Origin of the sequence: Paraburkholderia phymatum (assembly GCF_038900715.1) — a bacterium.
Classification (GTDB): domain Bacteria; phylum Pseudomonadota; class Gammaproteobacteria; order Burkholderiales; family Burkholderiaceae; genus Paraburkholderia; species Paraburkholderia phymatum_A.
The window spans coordinates 1-21,038 of sequence record NZ_JAYMRZ010000033.1 but is presented as its reverse complement, the minus strand read 5'-3'; the positions used below and the strand labels follow the sequence as shown (position 1 = coordinate 21,038).

At 63.8% G+C, this 21,038-nt stretch carries 20 protein-coding genes; 16 read left to right on the top strand and 4 right to left on the bottom strand.

Features of this window, described 5'->3' with window-relative positions:
* Positions 1–12: 12 nt before the first annotated feature.
* The 8 genes from dapF (at position 13) to hslU (ending at position 8,561) form a co-directional block, all read left to right on the top strand.
* Positions 13–873, top strand: coding sequence for a diaminopimelate epimerase (gene dapF / locus VSR68_RS37995; RefSeq protein WP_342944668.1), 861 nt, complete (start codon positions 13–15; stop codon positions 871–873).
* A 91-nt stretch (positions 874–964) separates the two neighbouring features.
* Positions 965–1,687 (top strand): DUF484 family protein, encoded by a 723-nt coding sequence (locus VSR68_RS37990; protein ID WP_342944667.1) that lies wholly within the window; start codon positions 965–967, stop codon positions 1,685–1,687.
* 11 nt (positions 1,688–1,698) lie between these two features.
* Positions 1,699–2,622: a tyrosine recombinase XerC gene (gene xerC, locus VSR68_RS37985; protein WP_342944666.1), complete on the top strand. Its 924-nt coding sequence runs from the start codon at positions 1,699–1,701 to the stop codon at positions 2,620–2,622.
* Between the two features lie 85 nt (positions 2,623–2,707).
* Positions 2,708–3,937, top strand: a complete 1,230-nt coding sequence (locus VSR68_RS37980) for a class I SAM-dependent rRNA methyltransferase (protein ID WP_342944665.1) — start codon at positions 2,708–2,710, stop codon at positions 3,935–3,937.
* Between the two features lie 169 nt (positions 3,938–4,106).
* On the top strand, positions 4,107–5,186 hold the full coding sequence (locus VSR68_RS37975) for a GTP-binding protein (RefSeq protein ID WP_342944664.1): 1,080 nt from the start codon (positions 4,107–4,109) through the stop codon (positions 5,184–5,186).
* Between the two features lie 608 nt (positions 5,187–5,794).
* The gene (gene dksA / locus VSR68_RS37970) at positions 5,795–6,214 is read left to right on the top strand and encodes an RNA polymerase-binding protein DksA (RefSeq protein ID WP_085228454.1); all 420 of its coding nucleotides are present in this window, start codon (positions 5,795–5,797) and stop codon (positions 6,212–6,214) included.
* Between the two features lie 454 nt (positions 6,215–6,668).
* Positions 6,669–7,205, top strand: a complete 537-nt coding sequence (gene hslV / locus VSR68_RS37965) for an ATP-dependent protease subunit HslV (RefSeq protein ID WP_152760428.1) — start codon at positions 6,669–6,671, stop codon at positions 7,203–7,205.
* 9 nt (positions 7,206–7,214) lie between these two features.
* Positions 7,215–8,561, top strand: coding sequence for an ATP-dependent protease ATPase subunit HslU (gene hslU / locus VSR68_RS37960; RefSeq protein ID WP_342944663.1), 1,347 nt, complete (start codon positions 7,215–7,217; stop codon positions 8,559–8,561).
* A 141-nt stretch (positions 8,562–8,702) separates the two neighbouring features.
* On the opposite strand, the gene VSR68_RS37955 is transcribed toward hslU, so the two are convergent.
* Both VSR68_RS37955 and VSR68_RS37950 read right to left on the bottom strand, forming a co-directional pair.
* Positions 8,703–9,245: a response regulator transcription factor gene (locus VSR68_RS37955; RefSeq protein WP_087732213.1), complete on the bottom strand. Its 543-nt coding sequence runs from the start codon at positions 9,243–9,245 to the stop codon at positions 8,703–8,705.
* Positions 9,242–10,546: an ATP-binding protein gene (locus tag VSR68_RS37950; protein ID WP_342944662.1), complete on the bottom strand. Its 1,305-nt coding sequence runs from the start codon at positions 10,544–10,546 to the stop codon at positions 9,242–9,244. Before VSR68_RS37950 ends, VSR68_RS37955 begins: the two co-directional genes overlap by 4 nt.
* Positions 10,547–10,648: 102 nt before the next feature.
* Here VSR68_RS37950 and VSR68_RS37945 point away from each other — a divergent pair, with 102 nt between their 5' ends.
* Positions 10,649–12,283, top strand: coding sequence for a tetratricopeptide repeat protein (locus VSR68_RS37945; protein ID WP_342944661.1), 1,635 nt, complete (start codon positions 10,649–10,651; stop codon positions 12,281–12,283).
* Positions 12,284–12,288: 5 nt separating this feature from the next.
* Here the strand turns inward: VSR68_RS37945 and VSR68_RS37940 are convergent, their stop codons facing one another.
* A complete protein-coding gene (locus VSR68_RS37940; RefSeq protein WP_342944660.1) occupies positions 12,289–12,534 on the bottom strand; it encodes a cysteine-rich CWC family protein in 246 nt (81 codons plus the stop codon).
* A 344-nt stretch (positions 12,535–12,878) separates the two neighbouring features.
* Here VSR68_RS37940 and argB point away from each other — a divergent pair, with 344 nt between their 5' ends.
* The 7 genes from argB (at position 12,879) to VSR68_RS37905 (ending at position 20,123) form a co-directional block, all read left to right on the top strand.
* Entirely contained in the window at positions 12,879–13,778 is a 900-nt protein-coding gene (argB, locus tag VSR68_RS37935) for an acetylglutamate kinase (RefSeq protein WP_087732217.1), read from the top strand.
* Between the two features lie 163 nt (positions 13,779–13,941).
* Positions 13,942–14,811, top strand: coding sequence for a pyrimidine 5'-nucleotidase (locus VSR68_RS37930; RefSeq protein ID WP_428983679.1), 870 nt, complete (start codon positions 13,942–13,944; stop codon positions 14,809–14,811).
* Positions 14,778–15,455 carry a nucleoid occlusion factor SlmA gene (slmA, locus tag VSR68_RS37925; protein WP_342944658.1) on the top strand — a complete coding sequence of 226 codons (678 nt, stop codon included), beginning with the start codon at positions 14,778–14,780 and terminating at the stop codon, positions 15,453–15,455. The genes VSR68_RS37930 and slmA overlap by 34 nt, the downstream gene beginning before the upstream one ends.
* Before the next feature lie 298 nt (positions 15,456–15,753).
* Entirely contained in the window at positions 15,754–16,899 is a 1,146-nt protein-coding gene (gene metX, locus VSR68_RS37920; RefSeq protein ID WP_342944657.1) for a homoserine O-succinyltransferase MetX, read from the top strand.
* Positions 16,896–17,504 carry a methionine biosynthesis protein MetW gene (gene metW, locus VSR68_RS37915; RefSeq protein WP_342944656.1) on the top strand — a complete coding sequence of 203 codons (609 nt, stop codon included), beginning with the start codon at positions 16,896–16,898 and terminating at the stop codon, positions 17,502–17,504. The genes metX and metW overlap by 4 nt, the downstream gene beginning before the upstream one ends.
* A 13-nt stretch (positions 17,505–17,517) precedes the next feature.
* On the top strand, positions 17,518–18,912 hold the full coding sequence (locus VSR68_RS37910) for an AmpG family muropeptide MFS transporter (RefSeq protein ID WP_342944655.1): 1,395 nt from the start codon (positions 17,518–17,520) through the stop codon (positions 18,910–18,912).
* Positions 18,912–20,123 (top strand): M48 family metallopeptidase, encoded by a 1,212-nt coding sequence (locus VSR68_RS37905; protein WP_342944718.1) that lies wholly within the window; start codon positions 18,912–18,914, stop codon positions 20,121–20,123. Before VSR68_RS37910 ends, VSR68_RS37905 begins: the two co-directional genes overlap by 1 nt.
* Before the next feature lie 11 nt (positions 20,124–20,134).
* On the opposite strand, the gene VSR68_RS37900 is transcribed toward VSR68_RS37905, so the two are convergent.
* Positions 20,135–20,914 (bottom strand): exodeoxyribonuclease III, encoded by a 780-nt coding sequence (locus tag VSR68_RS37900; RefSeq protein WP_342944654.1) that lies wholly within the window; start codon positions 20,912–20,914, stop codon positions 20,135–20,137.
* Positions 20,915–21,038 lie beyond the last annotated feature (124 nt).

Below are 21,038 nucleotides of genomic sequence, written 5' to 3'. Positions count from 1 at the left end.
TACAATAGCGGCATGAAACTGAAATTCACCAAGATGCATGGCGCGGGCAACGACTTCGTCGTGCTCGACGGCTACACGCAGCCGCTCTCGCTGACGCCAGCGCAGGTGCGCGCGCTCGCGAACCGGCACTTCGGCGTCGGCGCGGACCAGTTGCTCGTCGTCGAGAAGCCGACCGTCGAAGGCGTCGATTTCAGATATCGCATCTTCAATTGCGACGGCGGCGAAGTCGAGCACTGCGGCAACGGCGCGCGCTGCTTCGTGAAGTTCGTGCGCGACACGCGCCTCACCGACAAGCACAGCGTCCGCGTGCAGGTGCAAAACGGCGTCATCACGCTGACCATGCAGGACAACGGCGAAGTCGTCGTCGACATGGGCGCGCCTGTGTTCGAGCCGGCTCAAGTGCCGTTCGACGCAAGCGGCCTCGACGCGCGCCACGAAGGCAACGATTCGCTCTATCCGCTCGACGTCAACGGCGCGACGCGCCTGGTGTCGGTCGTGTCGATGGGCAATCCGCACGCAGTGCAGGTAGTGGACGACGTCGAGGCGTTTCCTGTGCTCGTCGACGGTCCCGTGATCGAGCATCACCCGCGCTTTCCGCAGCGGGTCAACGCGGGCTTCATGCAGATCGTGAGCCGCAACGAGATCAAGTTGCGCGTCTACGAACGCGGCGCGGGCGAAACGCTCGCGTGCGGCACGGGCGCATGCGCGGCCGTTGCGGCGGGCATCCGTCGCGGGCTGCTCGATGCGCCCGTCAAAGTGCACACGCACGGCGGAATGCTCACGATCACGTGGAACGGCGAACCCACATCGCCGCTGATGATGGCGGGCCCGGCGGCCACGGTGTTCGAAGGCGAAATCGAAATAGCCGATTGAATCGGATTGAACCGGATTGAATTTCTTACCGCTGCGCGGTCAATGGACGGCAGCAAGACAGCACGCAAGCGCGCAAACCAAAGCCGAAATCATGAACGATCGCGAAGTCGCCGACTATCTGCTAGCCAACCCCGAATTCTTCGCCGAACACGCGGAACTGCTCGCGACCGTGCGGCTCGCGAATCCGCACGGCAAGGCCGCCGTGTCGCTGCAAGAACGCCAGATGGACATGCTGCGCGAGAAGAACAAGCATCTCGAACGGCGTCTCGCCGAATTGCTGCGCTATGGGCACGAGAACGACAGCATTGCGTCGAAGTTCGGCCGCTGGACGACGCGCGTGATGGCCGAGCGTGATCCGGGCGCGCTGCCGCGCACGATCGCCAACGGGCTGCGCGACGTATTCGATGTGCCGCAAGCCGCGTTGCGCGTGTGGGACGTGTCCGATCCGTATTCGCAGGCGGACTTCACGCGTCACGTCGGCGAGGAAGTGCGCATCTTCGCGAACAGCCTCGCCACGCCGTACTGCGGCGCGAATACGGGCTTCGAGGCCGCTCAATGGCTGACGCCCGCCGTATCGGCCGTTTCCAGCGATGCCGCGACTACCGTCGACGGCGCGCCGCCCGCCAACGGCACCGAATCGATCGCGCTGATCGCGCTGCGCGATCCCGAGACCAAAGACGAAGCTGCCTCATTCGGTCTGCTGGTGATGGGCTCGCCCGATCCGCGCCGCTTCCACGACGGCATGGCCACTGACTTTCTCACGCAGATCGGCGCGCTCGCCAGCGCGGCGCTGAGCCGTCTGCTGCCGCGCTAAGCGCTCGCCACGTGACCTCCGCCGATCCGATCGCCCTCTATCTGTCGAGCCTCGAGCACGAGCGGCGATTGTCGGCGCATACGCTGCGCGCCTACACGCACGAACTCGACGAACTGAAGAAGCTCGCGAACGGACGGCCGCTCGAAGGCCTCACGGCCATCGATATCCGCGGCGCGGTCGCGCGTGCGCATTCGGGCGGCCTGTCGGCACGCTCGATCGGACATCGGCTGTCGGCGTGGCGCGCGTTCTATCGCTGGCTCGCGGGACGCATCGATTTGCCCGCAAACCCCGTCGCCACCGTGCGCGCGCCGAAACGCGCGAAGACACTGCCGAAAGCCTTGTCCGTCGACGACGCGCACACGCTGATGGAATCCCCCGCGACGGCCACGGCCGAAGGGCTGCGCGATCACGCGATGCTCGAGCTGTTCTACTCGTCGGGCTTGCGGCTCTCGGAGCTGGTCGGTCTCGACGTGCATTTCGTCGACGCCGACGGCTACCGTTCCGCAGGCTGGCTCAAGCTCGACGAGGCGGAAGTCGAAGTGCTCGGCAAGGGCAACCGGCGACGCTCGGTACCTGTCGGCAGCAAGGCGCTCGATGCGTTGCGCGCGTGGCTCGCCGTGCGCGTCGAACTGGTGAAGCACGATCCGCATCCGCTGTTTCTGTCGGCGCGCGGCAACCGGATGTCGCCGAACGTCGTGCGCGAACGCGTGAAGCGCGCGGCGCTCACGGCGGGCATTCCGGCGAACGTGCATCCGCACGTGCTGCGCCATTCGTTCGCGACGCACGTGCTGCAATCGAGCGGCGATCTGCGCGCCGTGCAGGAACTGCTCGGCCACGCGAGCATTGCCGCGACCCAGGTCTACACCGGGCTCGATTTCCAGCACCTCGCGCGAATCTACGATCAGGCGCATCCGCGCGCCAAAAAACGCAACTGACGCGGCCGGCGCTTTGCCGGCAACCAGTCATATCCGCTTTGCCGCTTCGCGCGGCACATTGTTCCGCTGAAATTCTCACGAAGTCATGAATACCGTTACGCTGAAACCGTCGAAAGAGAAATCGCTGCTGCGCCGCCATCCGTGGGTCTACGCGAATGCGATCGATCGCGTCGACGGCAAGCCCGCCGCCGGCGCGACCGTGCTGGTGCGCGCGCACGACGGCCGCTTCCTCGCGCGCGCCGCGTGGAGCCCGCATTCGCAGATCCGCGCGCGCGTCTGGAGCTTCGACGAAAACGAACCCGTCGATCACGCGTTCTTCAAGCGCCGCGTGCAGCGCGCGCTTGCGCATCGTCAGGCGATGGTGCGCGGCACGGGCGCGGTGCGGCTGATTTTCGGCGAGGCGGACGGCCTGCCGGGGCTGATCGTCGATTACTACATCGCTGACGATGCAACGAACCCGGTCGACTTGTCGGATGCGGGCGCGCGCGGCCAGATCGTCTGCCAGTTCATGGCGGCCGGCGTCGAAGCGTGGAAAGACGCGATCGTGCAGGCGCTGATCGGCGCGACGGGATGCCCGAACGTCTATGAGCGCTCGGACGTGTCGATCCGCGAAAAGGAAGGGCTCGAGCAGACGACGGGCGTGCTCGCCGGCGACGCGCCGCCCGAAACGCTGATCGCCAGCGAGAACGGCGTGCGTTATCACGTCGACGTGCGCAACGGCCACAAGACGGGCTTCTACGTCGATCAACGCGACAACCGCGCACTGGTGCGGGAACTGTCGAAAGACCGCGACGTGCTGAACTGCTTCTGCTACACGGGTGGCTTTTCGCTTGCGGCGCTCAAGGGCGGCGCGAAGCGGGTCGTATCGATCGATTCGTCGGGCGAAGCGCTGGCGATCGCGCAGCAGAACGTCGCGGCCAACGGCTTCGACGCGCAGCGCGCCGCCTGGCTCGACGCAGACGCGTTCAAGACCCTGCGCCGCCTGTACGACGACGGCGAGCGTTTCGACCTCGTCGTGCTCGATCCGCCGAAGTTCGCGCCATCGCGCGAACACGTGGACCGCGCCGCGCGCGCGTACAAGGACATCAACCTGACAGGGCTCAAGCTGCTGCGGCCGGGCGGGCTGCTGTTCACGTATTCGTGCTCGGGCGCGATCGATGCTGAGCTGTTCCAGAAGATCGTCGCGGGCGCAGCCGCCGACGCGCGCGTCGATGCGCGCATCCTCAAGCGGCTGGGCGCGGGCGTCGATCATCCGCTGCTGACGGCGTTCCCCGAAGGCGAATATCTGAAAGGCCTATTGTTGCAAACCGCCTGATCGCCCATAGTTAGGCGTTTATTTCCCTGGCAACGACGGGGCTTTAACCGCCCGGCAGCGGCGCCCCGGCAGTTATGCTTCAATATTCCGCTGAATTCCTGCGGTTCGGGCCCTGCGCGGTCCGTACCCCAGACTGACGAACACAAGGCAACTTCACATGGCGAACAACATGATCCCAGTCACTATCCTGACCGGCTTCCTCGGCAGCGGCAAAACCACGCTGCTCAAGCGCATCCTGAACGAGAAGCACGGCATGAAGATCGCCGTGATCGAAAACGAGTTCGGCGAAGAGAACATCGACAACGACATCCTGGTTCAGGACACGGGCGAGCAGATCATCCAGATGAGCAACGGCTGCATCTGCTGCACGATTCGCGGCGACCTGTCGCGCGTGCTCGGCGACCTCGCCGCGCAGAAGCAGGAAGGCAAGCTCGATTTCGACCGTGTCGTGATCGAGACGACGGGTCTCGCGAACCCCGGCCCCGTCGCGCAGACGTTCTTCATGGATAACCAGATCGCCGACGAATTCCTGCTCGACGCGATCGTCACGCTGGTCGACGCGAAGCACGGCAACCAGCAGCTCGACGAGCACGAAGTCGTGCAACGCCAGGTCGGCTTCGCGGACCGTCTGTTCGTCACGAAGGCCGATCTCGTCGACGACGCGACGCTCGGCGACCTGCGTCATCGCCTGTTGCACATGAATCCGAAGGCGCAGATTCGCGTCGTGAACTTCGGCGAAGCGGACATCAAGGAAGTCTTCGATCTGCGCGGCTTCAACCTGAACGCGAAGCTGGAAATCGACCCGGACTTCCTCGCTGAAGACGAGCACGATCACGCGCATGGTCATGATCACGACCACGATCATGACCACGCGAACTGCGATCACGACCACGGCCACTGCGATCACGAAGGCCACGATCACGGCCATCACCACCATCACGCGCATCACGACGACAAGATCAAGTCGTTCGTTTTCCGCAGCGATCGCCCGTTCGATCCGAACAAGCTTGAAGACTTCCTCGGCGGCATTCTGCAGATTTATGGCGAGCGTCTGCTGCGCTACAAGGGCGTGCTGTACATGAAGGGCGTCGATCGCAAGGTCGTCTTCCAGGGCGTGCATCAGATGATGGGCAGCGATCTCGCGGCCAAGTGGCAGCCCGTTGAGAAGAAGACGAACAAGATGGTGTTCATCGGCATCGAGTTGCCGCAGGATCTGATTACCGACGGGCTCGAAGCCTGCCTCGTCTAAGCCGGTCTTATCTTTCTCTTGTGCGGGGCAGGCGTTTGATGTCTGCCCCAGCCGCCATTTTCTCGCCGCTGGCGCACGAAAATCGATTCAAATGCGCAGGCACGGCAATTAAACAGCCGGTTCCCGGTCAAAGCACGTGAAAACCCTGTTGTGAGAATACGTGTACGACCATCGCTTTTTAGTGAACAGCGCGTTATATTTTCACGATAAGTGGAGTTTGCGGCAGGGATTTCCCCCGCTTGCAGCTTAGTATTGTGATTCAGTTACAATACGGCCCCACTGGAGAAAGACAACGATTTTGCCCGGTCTAAAACGCGTAGCCGCGTCGCAGCCGTGCCGGGCCTGAAAACGGCGCCGGAAAATCTCATCCGGGGATATCGCCGATAGCCGGCCGGCACACTCCGGCTTAACGCGCTGCCGGGAAGCATTGCCTCAGGAGCATTTGAAGAATCGGTTTCCAGAGGAGTTCGGCCCCGCAACGGCGCTTCGGCGTCACGACAGCCCACCGTCCGTGTTCGCCGGCGCTCAAACGAGCGTCATCGAGGCGTCTTTGCGGGCAACACGAAAGTGCGGGCAATGATTTGCCTCACATTGAAGAAGCAAGCCAGATGACGACGAAACGACTCTTGACCGAAGCCGAAATCCTGAAGATGAGCGACAAGGATTACATGAATGAGGATCAGCTCGCTTTCTTCAAGAACCGGCTCGAACAGCTGCAGGCGGAAATCCTCCGCAACGCCGGCCAGACCACCGAAAATCTGCGCGAAACCGTGATCGTGCCGGACCCGGCCGACCGCGCGACGATCGAGGAAGAGCATGCGCTGGAACTGCGCACGCGCGACCGCGAGCGCAAGCTGCTGAAGAAGGTGCAGCAGTCGCTTGCGCGCATCGAATCGGGCGAATACGGCTGGTGCGAGGAAACGGGCGAGCCGATCGGCATCCCGCGTCTGCTTGCGCGTCCGACGGCGACCCTGTCGCTCGAAGCGCAGGAACGCCGCGAATTGCGCCAGAAGCTGTTCGGCGACTGATCGCGACAGACGGCGCGGTTTTCGGGGTCCGCGCCCCATAGACGCTTCGCGAGAGGCGCACGGTGAATCGTGCGCCTCTTTTCTTTTGTAAAGCCGATCTTTGACAATGCCGGCACCCATATCGGCTCAGCCGTCATCCGGCAATCGGTAAATGCGCATTGCATCGACGTCGATGCGGAATAACGCCAGCACCTTTTACCGCCGAATCCGCCGCGCACCTTTTGTGCTTTTCTCACGCTGTCGATACTTCGGCTCTTGATATGACAGCGCCCGCCCTAAAATAAACCGGACATGCGTTGCACGCACGCGCGGCACCTGGCATCGCGCGGCGTCCGCTCCGGATTCCGTGGTGGCGCATCGGCGCCTCCGCGTCCTCCCTGTCGGCCGAAGTCAGCGCTTTGGCGCTTACTCCGGCCCCACGCAATTAGTTGCGGTTTTGCAAAAAGGAACGCATATGGAGCAATTTCACGGCACGACGATCGTTTCCGTGCGTCGCGGCGACAAGGTCGCGCTCGGCGGTGACGGCCAGGTTACGCTGGGCAACATCGTCATGAAGGGCGGCGCGAAGAAAGTCCGGCGCATCTACAACGGCAAGGTGCTGGTCGGCTTTGCGGGCGGCACGGCCGACGCCTTCTCCCTGCTCGACCGCTTCGAAGCGAAGCTCGAAAAGCATCAGGGCAATCTCACGCGCGCCGCCGTCGAGCTGGCGAAAGACTGGCGCACCGACCGCATGCTGCGCCGTCTCGAAGCGATGCTGATCACAGCCGACGCGACCACCACGCTGGTCATCACCGGCAACGGCGATGTGCTCGATCCTGAAGGCGGCATCTGCGCGATCGGATCGGGCGGCGCGTACGCGCAGGCCGCCGCGAAGGCGCTCGCCGACAACACGGATCTTTCGCCGCGCGACATCGTCGAAAAGGCGCTGGTGATTGCCGGCGACATGTGTATCTACACGAACCACAACCGCGTCATCGAGACGATCGAGTAAGGACACACGATGAGCACCATGACTCCCGCCGAGATCGTCTCGGAACTCGACAAGCACATCATCGGCCAGCATCGCGCGAAGAAAGCCGTCGCGGTGGCGCTGCGCAACCGCTGGCGCCGCCAGCAGGTCGCGGAGCCGCTGCGCCAGGAAATCACGCCGAAGAACATCCTGATGATCGGGCCGACGGGCGTCGGCAAGACGGAAATCGCGCGGCGTCTCGCGAAGCTCGCGGACGCGCCGTTCATCAAGATCGAAGCGACCAAGTTCACGGAAGTCGGCTATGTCGGCCGTGACGTCGACAGCATCGTGCGCGACCTGATGGAAATCTCCGTCAAGCAGACGCGCGAGACGGAAATGCGCAAGGTCCGCACGAAGGCCGAAGATCTCGCCGAAGACCGCATCCTCGATATCCTGCTGCCGGGCGCGCGCACGGTCGGCTTCGGCTCGGGCCACGAAGCGAGCGGCGACGAATCGAACACGACGCGTCAGACGTTCCGCAAGCGTCTGCGCGAAGGGCAGCTCGACGACAAGGAGCTCGAGCTCGACATCGAGATGCCGCAACCGGCGATGGACATCATGGGGCCGCCGGGCATGGAAGACATGACCGAGCAGATCCGTTCGATGTTCGCGAATCTCGGCGGCGGCAAGAAGACGCGCCGCAAGGTGAAGGTGAAGGAAGCGCTGAAGCTCCTCACCGACGAAGAAGCGGCGAAGATGCTGAACGACGAAGAGGTCAAGACGAGGGCCGTGCAGAACGTCGAGCAGAACGGCATCGTCTTTCTCGATGAAATCGACAAGATCGCGTCGCGCAGCGAAGCAGGCGGCGGTGGCGGCGAAGTCTCGCGTCAGGGCGTGCAGCGCGATCTGCTGCCGCTCGTCGAAGGCACGACGATCAGCACGAAGTACGGGATGGTGAAGACCGATCACATCCTGTTCATCGCGAGCGGCGCGTTCCATCTCGCGAAGCCGAGCGATCTGATTCCCGAACTGCAAGGCCGCTTTCCGATCCGCGTCGAACTCGATTCGCTGTCGGTGAAGGACTTCGAATCGATTCTCGTCGCCACCGACGCGAGTCTCGTCAAGCAATACCAGGCGTTGCTCGAAACGGAAGACGTGCACCTCGAATTCGCCGACGAAGGCATCCGCCGTCTCGCGGAGATCGCCTACTCGGTGAACGAGAAGACGGAAAACATCGGCGCGCGCCGTCTCTATACGGTGATCGAGAAGCTGCTCGAAGATGTGTCGTTCTCGGCGGGCAACCACGCGGGCAAGAGCGTGGTGATCGACGCGGCGTATGTCGATGGTGCGCTGAACGACGTCGCGCAAGACGAGGACCTGTCGCGCTACGTGCTCTGATTCGTTGATTCGCGCGCGTCTCGTCAGCGAGCACGCGAACGATGAATCAGGCGAAACGGGCGACGCTCCGCGAGGAGCGTCGCCCGTTTTCATATGCGTGTGCAGCAGCTATCTATCGCATTCGATGCAATGGCGAGGGCATCACTGCTTGACGGGCCGCTTCGCCAGCTTGCGCTGCAACGTGCGCCGGTGCATGTTCAACGCGCGCGCCGTCGCCGAAATGTTGCCGCCGTTTTCCGCGAGCACGCGCTGGATGTGCTCCCATTCGAGCCGCGCCACCGACAGCGGCACTGGCTTCTCGATGGCCTCTTCGGCTTGCAGCACGCTCGCTTCCGTTTGCAGCGCGGAGAGAATCGTCTCGACGTTCGCGGGCTTCGCCAGATAGTTGTCCGCGCCGTCCTTCACCGCCTGCACCGCAGTCGCGATGCTCGCGTAGCCCGTCAGCACGAGCATCCGCGCGTCGGGCTGCAGGTCGCGCAGCGGCGCGACGAGGTTCAGACCCGAGTCGTTGCCCAGATGCAGGTCGACCGTGATCTGCCCGAACTTCTGCTGATTCGCGAGGCGAATCGCTTCGTCGGCATTGTGCGCTTCGGACACCGTGAAGCCCCGGCGCGTCAAACCGCGTGCGAGGATGCCGGAGAACACTTCGTCGTCGTCGATCACCAGAAAATTCTTGTCGCTCATGCTTGTTTCTCCGTATTGGACGACGCGGCGCCATGCCGGCCCGCGCCCGTTTGCTCGCGGGCCAAAGGCAACCGCAACACTGCGCGCGTTCCGCGCGGCTTGATTTCACTGACATCGGCGAGCTCGATCGATCCGCCGAGCCGCGCCGCCGCCGAAAACGCCAGATACAGCCCGACGCCATGCCCGCCTTGCGTGCTGTCGACGGGCGCCGCGCCGAGCACGCTGCGCAACGACGCCGGCACGCCCGGCCCCGCGTCGCAGACTTCGAACTCGATCGATCGGTGTGGGGCGAGCTTTGCGGCCAGCGTCACGTGATCGCGGCTCGCGCGCGCGGCGTTGTCGAGCAGGATCGTGAGAATCTGGCTGACGGCAACCGTGTCGTCGATAGAAACATCGGCGGGCGGCTCGCCCAGGCGCTCGAACTTGACGTGCGGGTGGCGCAACCGCCACTGATCGGCGAACGAGCCGAGCCATTCGTCGACACGCTGGCGGCTCCCTTGCGTCGATGCGCGGCTGCGCAGACGCGCGAGCGCCGATTTGCACAAGGCCATCTGCTGATCGAGGATGTCGAGATCGGCGACGTAGGGCTCGAGGCCCGCGTCGGCGCGCGCGGCATCGCGCAGTTCCTCGGTGAGCATCGCGATCGTCGAAAGCGGCGTGCCGATCTCGTGCGCGACCGTCGCGGCCTGCACGCCGAGCGCAACCGCGCGCTCGTCGCGCAGCAGACGCTGTTGCGCTTCGCCGAGCGCGGTATCGCGCTGACGCAGCGCCCGTGACATGCGCGCCACGAACCACGCGATCAGGCCGACGCTCACCATGAAGTTCACCCACATGCCGGCGCGGTAGTAGTCGAACAGGTTCGCGGGGTTGTCGAGATTGAGCGGCACCGATTCGAAGCCGAGCACCGCATAACAGGCGACCGCGAACGCGGCGAGCCACGCCATCAGATGCCACGGCAACACGGCGGCCGCAATGGCCAGCGACGGCAGATACAGCGAGACGAACGGATTGGTCGTGCCGCCCGAGAGAAACAGCAGCGCCGACAGCGCGCCGAGATCGACCCACAGCTGCCCGAACAGTTCGAGACTCGACTCGGGCTTCTGACGCGACACGCGCAGCCACGTGAGCCCGTTGAAGATCACTTCGAGACCGATGACGAGCAGCATCGCCGGCAACGGCAGCTTCACGCCGACAAAGATCTGGACGAACGCGATCGTCACGAGCTGGCCAATGATGGCGAGACTGCGTAGCCAGAAGAGATGTCCGAGGTTGACCCGGCCAGTGAGGGTTATGCGCTGCATCCTGCGAGTTTACCTGTTGGGAGCGGTCCGATTCATCGATCGGACTTCCGGAACTATAGTTTCCATTGTTGTTTAACGTGCGCTCGCCACTCTTTACTGACAATGCTTAAAACGTCCCTTGATCCAGATCAAGTTCTTTTGGAATCCTTCCAGACATTCGTGCGTCATGCGGCCGCCGCGCAACAGCAACGCGATCAAACCGCCCATGACATCTGGCTTCAGGCCGCCGCCCATCTGTTTCCGACCGATCCCGATTCGCTGGACGCGATGTGCCACCAGCTGACGGCAACCCAACGCGCCGCTCTGGCCGAATCCATTGCCCACGCGTTCGTTGCACTCGTCCCCGGCGACGCGCGAGCGCTCTTTCGTCTGGGATTCACACTGCAATGGATGAACCGCCACGCCGACGCGATTGCGCCTTACCGCGCTGCGCTCGCCATCGCTCCCGATATGCTCAGCCTGCGCAACAATCTGGCGGGCGCGCTGATGTCGGCAGATCCGGGATCGACGGAGGCGCTCGCGTTGCTCAAGACCGCGCTCGAAAAGAATCCCGCGGATGCGAATGCGTGGATCAACCTCGGCAAAACGCATCTCGCCCGCCTCGAACTGGACAGCGCCCTCGAAGCCGAACGGCGCGCGCTCGAACTTCAGCCCAACAATCCCGTCGCGCTGGGCAATCACGGACAGACGTTGCGCGAAGCGCAGCGGTGGGACGACGCGGAACGCTTCACATCGGCCGCGCATCGCATCGCTCCGGACAACCCGGCGTACCTGTCCAATCTCAGCATGATCCACCTTCTGCGCGGTAACTACGCCGACGGCTGGCGAGAGCACGAAGCGCGTTGGGACGGATCGAAGGAACTGGCCGGCAGGCGGCCCGTGCTGCCCGGCCCCGCATGGCGCGGCGAGCCGCTCGCAGGCAAGACGCTGCTTCTCTGGGGCGAACAGGGCATGGGCGATCTGCTGCAATTTTGCCGTTACGCTCCGCTGCTCGCCGAGCACGTGCATCGAGAAGGCGGACGACTCGCCTGGAACTCGTTTCCGCAAATGGGCGCGCTGCTCGGCCGCACGCTCGCGCAGCACGCCGATGAGTTCACGCTGGGTGGCGGCGTCGAGATGCTGCCGAAGTTCGACTACGAAATCTCGCTGCTGTCGCTGCCCTTGCTGTTCGACACGCGAGAAGACACGATTCCGTCGGCTGTTCCGTATCTGCAAGCCGATCCCTCAGCCGTCGACGCATGGAGCAACCGGCTCGCGGGCGAAAAACGGCTGAAGGTGGGACTCGTGTGGACGGGCAGCCACGGACATCAGCGCAATCCGTATCGCCGGGTCGGCCTCGAGCGTTACGTCGATTATTTCCGCGAACTCGACGACGTCGCCTTCTATTCGCTGCAACCGGGCGCGGCCGCCGATGTCGCCGCCGCGCGCACTGCCGGGCTCGATATCGCCGATCACACGGCGGAATTCAAGTCGTTCGACGACACCGCCGCGTATATCGGCGCGCTCGATCTGGTGATTACCGTGTGTACGTCGGTCGCGCATCTGAGCGGCGCGATCGGACAGCGCACGTGGGTGCTGCTCGACGTCAATCCGCATTGGGTGTGGCTGCTCGATCGCACCGACAGTCCATGGTATCCGAGCGCGACCTTGTACCGGCAGCCGCAGTTCGCGCAGTGGGAACCCGTGTTCGACAAGCTGACCAGCGATCTCGCGGCGCTGGCCCGCGCGCGCAGGTAGCCGGCCTATTCCGGCGCGACGGCCACGCCTTGCGCCGACGCGCGTTCGCGCGCAATGGTATCGGCGAGACATTCGGGGCACAGACAGCCGATGCCCGCCTTTAGCGCATCGGCGGGTAACGCAGGCATCGAGACGCACCAGCACGTCGATCTGTCGCCGCGCGCGCCGCAGTCGAACACGCGACGGCAGCGCGGGCAGCGCGCGCTGGATGCTTCGGAGAATTCGGGCGATTCGAATAGGGACGGGTTCATGACAGCGTGATGAAACCGGTCGGTGACACAAACATGATGCCACGTCCCAGCGAGTGAGCAAAACGCCTGCCCGTCACGACGGAAACTGGACCCGCGCGCGGCAGTCCGACGAGCGTTTGAGTGGAGCCCCATCAGCGAGAGAACTTCCCGACCAGATTGCGGCCCAAAACCCTGTCCGGCGCCCGTCGGAAAGCGGTCGCCGGCCGGCCCCGAAGCGCCCGTTTGCGCACTGCGGAAAAGCGGCCGTAATCGCCGTGGCAGGGCGCGTCGAAATCCCTGTTGCACCGCGCCAGTTGTGTACAATTCGGCCTTGTTTTAACCGTTTCCCTGTCCGAGCCGCCGCCATGTCCGAGATCCCCGACCTGTCCCAGATCGCACCCACGCTGAAGGCTGAAATTCTCGCCGAGGCTCTGCCCTATATTCGCCAGTATCACGGCAAGACCGTCGTCATCAAGTACGGCGGCAACGCGATGACGGAAGAGCGCCTGAAACAGGGCTTCGCGCGCGACGTGATCCTGTTGAAACTGGTCGGCATCAACCCGGTGATCGTGCACGGCGGCGGTCCGCAAATCGATCAGGCGTTGAAGAAAATCGGCAAGCAGGGCACGTTCATCCAGGGCATGCGCGTCACCGACGAAGAGACGATGGAAGTCGTCGAATGGGTGCTGGGCGGCGAAGTGCAGCAGGACATCGTCACGCTGATCAATCACTTCGGCGGCCACGCGGTCGGTCTGACGGGCAAGGACGGCGGCCTGATCCACGCGCGCAAGCTGATGATGCCGGACCGCGACAACCCGGGCCAGTACGTCGACATCGGCCAGGTCGGCGAAGTCGAGCAGATCAACCCCGCTGTAGTGAAAGCGCTGCAGGACGACGCGTTCATCCCCGTCATTTCGCCCATCGGCTTCGGTGAAGACGGCCTGTCGTACAACATCAACGCGGACCTGGTCGCGGGCAAACTCGCCGTCGTGCTGAACGCCGAAAAGCTCGTGATGATGACGAACATCCCCGGCGTGATGGACAAGGAAGGCACGCTGCTGACGGATCTGTCGGCGCGCGAAATCGACGCGCTGTTCGCGGACGGCACGATCTCGGGCGGCATGCTGCCGAAAATCTCGTCGGCACTCGACGCCGCGAAGAGCGGCGTGCGTTCGGTGCATATCATCGACGGCCGTATCGAGCACTCCGTGCTGCTCGAAATCCTGACGGAACAGCCGTTCGGCACGATGATCCGCTCGCACTGAGCGCATCGCGCGCCGGTCGCGCCGCCACGTTGCCACGCGGCATCCCGGCTACACAGCATCACGCGGAGCACGGCACGCTGGCCGCCGTGCTTCGCAGAAGGCATACTGGTCTTCGGTCTTTTCGCGCAGCACCTGCGCTGTCTCACGCTTCTTCCCCGCACGCATCGCGCGCCGCCTGCTCGCATCGCAGCCGTCGTCACCCTGCGCGCGACACATCACGCGTCACATCATGCGCACTTCCCGTCCGAAGCGTCGTCGGCCGCAGATTCACGCCGGCAATCCCGTCTGGCTGTTCGATCTCGACAACACGCTGCATCACGCGTCGCACGCGATCTTTCCGGCGATCAACACCGCGATGACGCAGTACATCATCGACGCGCTGCAAGTCGAGCGTGAAGAAGCGAACCGTCTGCGCACCGGCTACACGCAGCGCTACGGCGCGGCGCTGCTGGGGCTCACGCGCCATCATCCCGTCGATCCGCATGACTTCCTGAAAGTCGTGCACACGTTCCCCGATCTGCGCTCGATGCTGCGCAGCGAGCGCGGCCTGAAACGTCTCGTCGATGCGCTGCCTGGCCGCAAGATCGTGCTGACCAACGCGCCCGAAACGTACGCGCTCGACGTGCTGAAAGAGCTGGGCATCGAGCGGCTGTTCGAGCGCGTGATCGCGATCGAGCACATGCGCGATCAGCGCATGTGGCGCGCGAAGCCCGATCACGCGATGCTGCGCCGCGCGATGCGCGACGCGCACGTGCGTCTCGCCGATGCGATTCTCGTCGAGGACACGCGCAGCCATTTGAAGAACTATCGGCGTCTGGGCATCCGCACGGTGTGGATCGTCGGTCATCTGCCGCGTCAGAGGCGCGCGGACGGCAGCCTCGTGCGCCTGCCGGGAACGGGCCGCCCGCACTATGTCGACCGCCGGATTCGTTCGCTAAAATCACTGAGACTGGGCACCCGTGCGGGACGAGAGGCGGGACGACAACAGGGACGACAGACATGCAGCCTATTCGCAAGCATGACGAGGACGTAACCGAAGAGCAGTCGACCACCGCGCGCGCCCCACGCCTCAAACCCGGCGAGCGGCGCGTGCACATCCTCGAGACGCTCGCCGCGATGCTGGAGGCCCCAAAGAACGAAAAGATCACCACAGCGGCACTCGCGGCGCGGCTCTGCGTATCGGAAGCCGCGCTGTATCGTCATTTCGCGAGCAAGGCGCAGATGTTCGAAGGGCTGATCGAGTTCATCGAGCAGACGCTGTTCGGGCTCATCAACCAGATCGTCGCGAAGGAGCCGAACGGTGTATTACAGGCACGCGCAATCGCGCTCACGCTGCTCAACTTTTCCGCGAAGAATCCCGGCATGACGCGCGTGCTGACGTGCGAAGCGCTCGTCGGCGAGCATGAGAGGCTCACCGAACGGGTCAACCAGCTGCTCGAACGCGTCGAGGCGTCTCTCAAGCAATGTCTGCGGCTCGGGCTGATGGATGCGTCGAACCAGAACGAGCCGAACGCGATTCCGAATCCGATCCCGCTTTCCGCCGACTACGATCCCGTCGTGCGCGCGAGCCTGCTGCTCAGCTACATCGTCGGACGATGGCATCGCTATGTGCGCAGCGGCTTCGCGCGCGCGCCCATCGAACAGGCCGACGCGCAGTTGCGGCTGATCCTTCAGTGAGTCGACTTGAGTGACGCCCGGCAGCAAGAGAACCGGGCAGCTCCCCAGCCCGGACATCCCGCCGATTTTTCCGCGCGTTTTCCGCTATACTTTGCGCTTGACCGTTTCTGACGGTCCAATAAAGCAGTACAGCGCGCCGATTTGCTGACTCGATTGCGGGCGCGCGAACCAGCGGATGTGATCTATCGGTCTTCGCGGTTCACTATAAATGCGGCTAAAGAGGTCGTCAGCCGCGCACATTCTTCCTCCGCGCAATCGCCGACACCATTTAGCCGCCCCATGTCAGAAGGCGGAATGAATGGAATCGATCGGGATCGTCGCTCCACAAACAATGCATTTCTCCGAGCCGCTGCGCCTGCAAAGCGGCAGCTCGCTCGCGAACTACGACCTCGTGGTCGAAACGTACGGCACGCTCAACACTGCGCGCAGCAACGCCGTGCTCGTGTGCCACGCGCTCAACGCGTCGCATCATGTCGCGGGCGTCTATGCGGATGATCCGAAAAACGTCGGCTGGTGGGACAACATGGTCGGTCCCGGCAAGCCGCTCGATACGAACCGCTTCTTCGTGATCGGCGTGAACAACCTCGGTTCGTGTTTCGGCTCGACGGGCCCGATGAGCATCGATCCGTCGACGGGCCGTCCGTATGGCGCGAGCTTTCCCGTCGTGACCGTCGAAGACTGGGTGAACGCGCAGGCGCTCGTGGCCGACGCGTTCGGCATCGAGAAATTCGCCGCGGTGATGGGCGGCAGCCTCGGCGGCATGCAGGCGCTCGCGTGGAGCATGATGTATCCGGACCGGCTCGCGCATTGCATCGTGGTCGCATCGACGCCGAAGCTCTCCGCGCAGAACATCGCGTTTAACGAGGTGGCGCGCTCGTCGATCCTGTCCGACCCTGACTTTCACGGCGGCGACTACTACGCGCACGGCGTGAAGCCGAAGCGCGGGCTGCGCGTCGCGCGGATGATCGGCCACATCACGTATCTGTCCGACGACGACATGGCCGCGAAGTTCGGCCGCGCGCTGCGCCGCGCGGAAGGCGCGGAGGACGTCTACAACTTCAACTTCGACGTCGAGTTCGAAGTGGAATCGTATCTGCGCTATCAGGGCGAAAAGTTCGCCGATTATTTCGACGCGAACACTTATCTATTGATCACGCGCGCGCTCGATTACTTCGACCCCGCGAAGGCCTACGACGGCGACCTCACGGCGGCTCTCGCGCACACGAAGGCGAAGTACCTGATCGCGAGCTTCGCAACCGACTGGCGTTTCGCGCCCGCGCGCTCGCGCGAACTGGTGAAGGCGCTGCTCGATCACAAGCGTCAGGTGACGTACGGCGAGATCGACGCGCCGCACGGCCACGATGCCTTCCTTCTCGACGACGCGCGCTATCACAACCTGATGCGCGCCTACTACGAACGCATTGCAGCAGAGGTGAACGCATGAACGAGCGCGCTTTCGATTATCTCGCGACGCGCCCCGATTTCCGCGCGATCGCCCGCTGGGTCGAACCCCGCGCGACGGTGCTCGATCTGGGTTGCGGCGACGGCTCGCTGCTGTCGCTGCTCACCGAAGAACTCGAAGTCAGCGGCTACGGCATCGAGATCAACGATGCCGGCGTGCTCGCGTCGACGAAGAACGGCATCAACGTGATCCAGCAGAATCTGGAAGACGGCTTGCGCCTCTTCGAAGACGGCAGCTTCGATTTCGCGATCCTCTCGCAAACGCTGCAGACCATTCATCAGACGGCCGCAATCCTGCGCGAGACCGTGCGCGTCGGCAAGGAATGCATCGTTTCGTTCCCGAACTTCGGATATTGGGCGCACCGTCTGTCGGTATTGAAGGGACGCATGCCCGTGTCGAAGTCGCTGCCTTATCAGTGGCACAACACGCCGAACGTGCGCGTGCTGACGATCAGGGACTTCGAAGCGCTCGCGCCTGAAGTCGGTATCGAGATTCTCGATCGCGTGGTGCTGCACGGCGGACAGGCGGTGCGTTGGGGCGTGAACTGGCGTGGTAGTCTTGCGGTCTATCGCGTCAAGAAAAGCTAACGCCACTCAACTCATGTCGAACCCGCCACACGAGGCGCCCGCACTTACCGCTCACGAAGAACATCCCGGCTGGCGCGCGTTTCTCAACGCGCGCATGCTGATCTGCGTCTTCCTCGGCTTCACGTCGGGGTTGCCGCTCTTCACGCTCGTCTATCTCGTCCAGGCCTGGCTGCGTTCCGAAGGCGTGAACCTGAAGGAAATCGGCCTGTTCGCGCTGATCCAGTTTCCCTATACGTGGAAATTCGTCTGGGCGCCGCTGATGGACCGCTACGTGCCGCGTCTGCCAGGTTGGCAACCGGGGCGCCGGCGAGGCTGGATGCTCGTCACGCAGATTCTCGTTGCCGCTGCGATCGCGTCGCTCGGCATCGTGTCGCCGCGCGATTCGATCTGGACGGTCGCGGCGCTGACGGCGCTCGTCGCGTTCTTCGGCGCGAGCCAGGACATTTCGATCGACGCCTATCGGCGCGAACTGCTGCACGACGCCGAACAAGGGCTCGGCAATGCGGTGCACGTGAACGCGTACAAGGTGGCGGCGCTCGTGCCCGGTTCGCTCGCGCTGATTCTCTCCGATCATCTGCCGTGGGCGACCGTGTTCATCGTGACGGCTGCGTTCATGCTGCCCGGCATGGTCATGACGCTCGTCGTGCGTGAACCCGAAGTGCACGGCGCGCCGCCGAAGAATCTTCGCGACGCGATCATCGAGCCATTCCACGAATTCATTCTGCGCGACGGCTGGCGCGGCGCGCTGTTCGTGCTCGGCTTCATCTTCCTGTACAAGCTCGGCGATACGATGGCGACCACGCTGTCCACATCGTTCTTTCTCGACATCGGCTTCTCGCGCACGCAGATCGGCGTGATCGCGAAGACGACGGCGTTCGGCGCGAGCCTCGCGGGCGGCATCATCGGCGGCATCGCGTTGATGCGCATCGGCATCGGCCGCGGGCTGTGGATCTTCGGCATCCTGCAGATGGTGTCGACGCTCGGCTTCGCGTGGCTTGCGCACGTCGGGCCGACGTCGCCGGGACTGACGGTCGTCTACGACATCGCCGTCGCGCTGAGCGCGGCCACGACGAAGCTGCTGTCGCTGCTCGGCATCGGCTGGACGGTGCAGCTCGATCCGATGTCGGTTGCGCTCGCGATCGTCTACGGCTTCGAAACGTTCGCGACGGGCCTGACACTTGCTGCGTTCACCGCATACATCGCGAGCACCACCGACCCACGCTATACGGCGACTCAATTCGCGCTCTTCACGTCGCTTGCTTCCGTGCCGCGCACGCTCGCATCGGCGGCGAGCGGCTTTCTCGTCGCGCGTATCGGCTGGTTCGACTACTTCATCGTCTGCACGGCGCTCGCTTTGCCCGGCATGCTACTGTTGTTCCGGATCGCCCCTTGGAGAAAGCAGTCGTGATGGTGTTCGCGTCACGGCGCGCAGCCAATCGATCGGCCCTGCGCGCCCGTTCCGCTCAGGCTCCTGCATATCGCGTGCTCGTGCTGCGGGCGCATGCGTTGCGTCTGGCCGTCAGCGCTGCGTGCGTGATGTTGGGCGCTGCGTCGTGGCAGGCACGCGCCGCCGACGCGGCGTCGAATGTCAGCGCGCCGCCCGCCGCGAATGCGCCCGCAGCACCCTCTGCGCCCGCTGCTCCTTCGGCGCCGTCCGCGCCGTCTGCACCGTCCGCGCCCAGGGCCGAATCGGCGGCGTCGGGCGCATCGGCGCCATCGACTGCGGCCTCCGCGCCTCCGCCCGCGGCCGGCACGGCGCGCAATCCCGCGCCCGCTTCCGCCGCCGCGTCCGCGCCGACCGCGTTTCAGCCGAACCAGCAGTTGCGCTACGGCAACTACGCGGTGTTTCGCAATCTGATTCCTTCGCCGATGCTGGAAGCCCAATCCGCTGAGGAATTCGATCAGATCGCGCGCGGCGCCGAGCACATGAACCGGCTTTATCCGCCATCGGATGCGCGCGTGACGCGCGTGCAGTCGATCGTCGACAAGCTGATCCCGTATTCGCTGAAGTGGAGCGACCGCGCGAAGAACTGGAAGTGGGATATCGCGGTGCTGCGCTCATCGGACATTCGCGCGTATTGCCTGCCGGGCGGCAAGATCGTCATCTATGGCGGCATGCTCGACAAGGTGCGCCTGAACGACAACGAACTCGGCATGCTGCTCGGTCACGAGATCGCGCATGCGCTGCGTGAACATGCGCGCGAACGTCTCGGCGAACAGCAGGCCGCGCAACTGGGCTCGGGGACGATGCCGCCGCTCTTCGGCCTCGCCGATCTCGGCGAAGCGCCGCTCGGCATCGGCACGCAGTTGCTGGAAATGAAGTACGAGCGCGCCGACGAAACGGAAGCCGATGTGATCGGCAGCGAGATTGCGTCGCGTGCCGGCTTCGATCCGCGCGCGGCGATCACGCTATGGGACAAGCTCGCCGTCGCGACGCGCAACAACCGCGATCAGGGCTTTATCTACGTGCATCCGTACAACCCGGTGCGGCGCGCGGACATCATGAAGCGCCTGCCCGACATGCTGCCGCTGTACGCGAAGGCGATCGGCAAGACGGTCGATGCGCTGCCCGATTACGCGGGCATCGGCCGCCCGCGTCGAACGACCGCGAGCGACTGACGCGCGAGCGCTTATTTCGCGAGCTTGTGGTTGTAGTCGATGGTCAGCGGCGCGTGGTCGCTGAACTTGATGTCGCGGAAAATCGAGGTCTTTTTCGCGGTGGCCGCAATGCCCGGCGTCGCGATCTGATAGTCGATACGCCACCCGACGTTCTTCGCATACGCCTGGCCGCGATTGCTCCACCACGTGTATTGCTCGGGCCGCGTGTCGAGCGTGCGGAACACGTCGACGTAACCGACGTCGTCGAAGAGCTTCGTGAGCCACGCGCGTTCCTCCGGCAGACAGCCCGAGTTCTTCTGATTGCCCTTCCAGTTCTTGATGTCGATTTCCTTGTGCACGATGTTCACGTCGCCGCACAGGATCACTTCGCGCTCTTTCGACAGCTCGGCGAGATGCGGCATGAACACATCCATGAAGCGGTACTTGGCCTGCTGGCGCTCGTCGCCGCTCGACCCCGACGGCACATACACCGAGATCACCGACAGGTTGCCGAAACGCGCCTCCACGTAGCGTCCTTCGGAATCGAACTCTTCGCTGCCGAAGCCGATCACGACTTCATCCGGCTCGTGACGCGTATAAACGCCCGCGCCGCTATAGCCCTTCTTCACGGCATGCTGGAAGTAGCCGGTAAAGCCGTGCGGCGCGAGGAATTCCGGCGTCATGTCGTCCTGCGAGCATTTGATTTCCTGCACGCACACGACGTCGGCCTTCTGCTCGCCGAACCACTCGAAAAAGCCTTTCTTGGCCGCCGAACGAATGCCGTTCAGATTGGCGGTAATCACACGCAACATGTTTTTTATATGGACGCCTCCCGTTTGCCAAGAGATTGTGTGTGCTGGTGGACAGGAAGGCTGCGGTTTTATATCCGGCCTTGTTGCAGGTCGAACCCGCTGGCCTCGATGGAATCCGCTGACC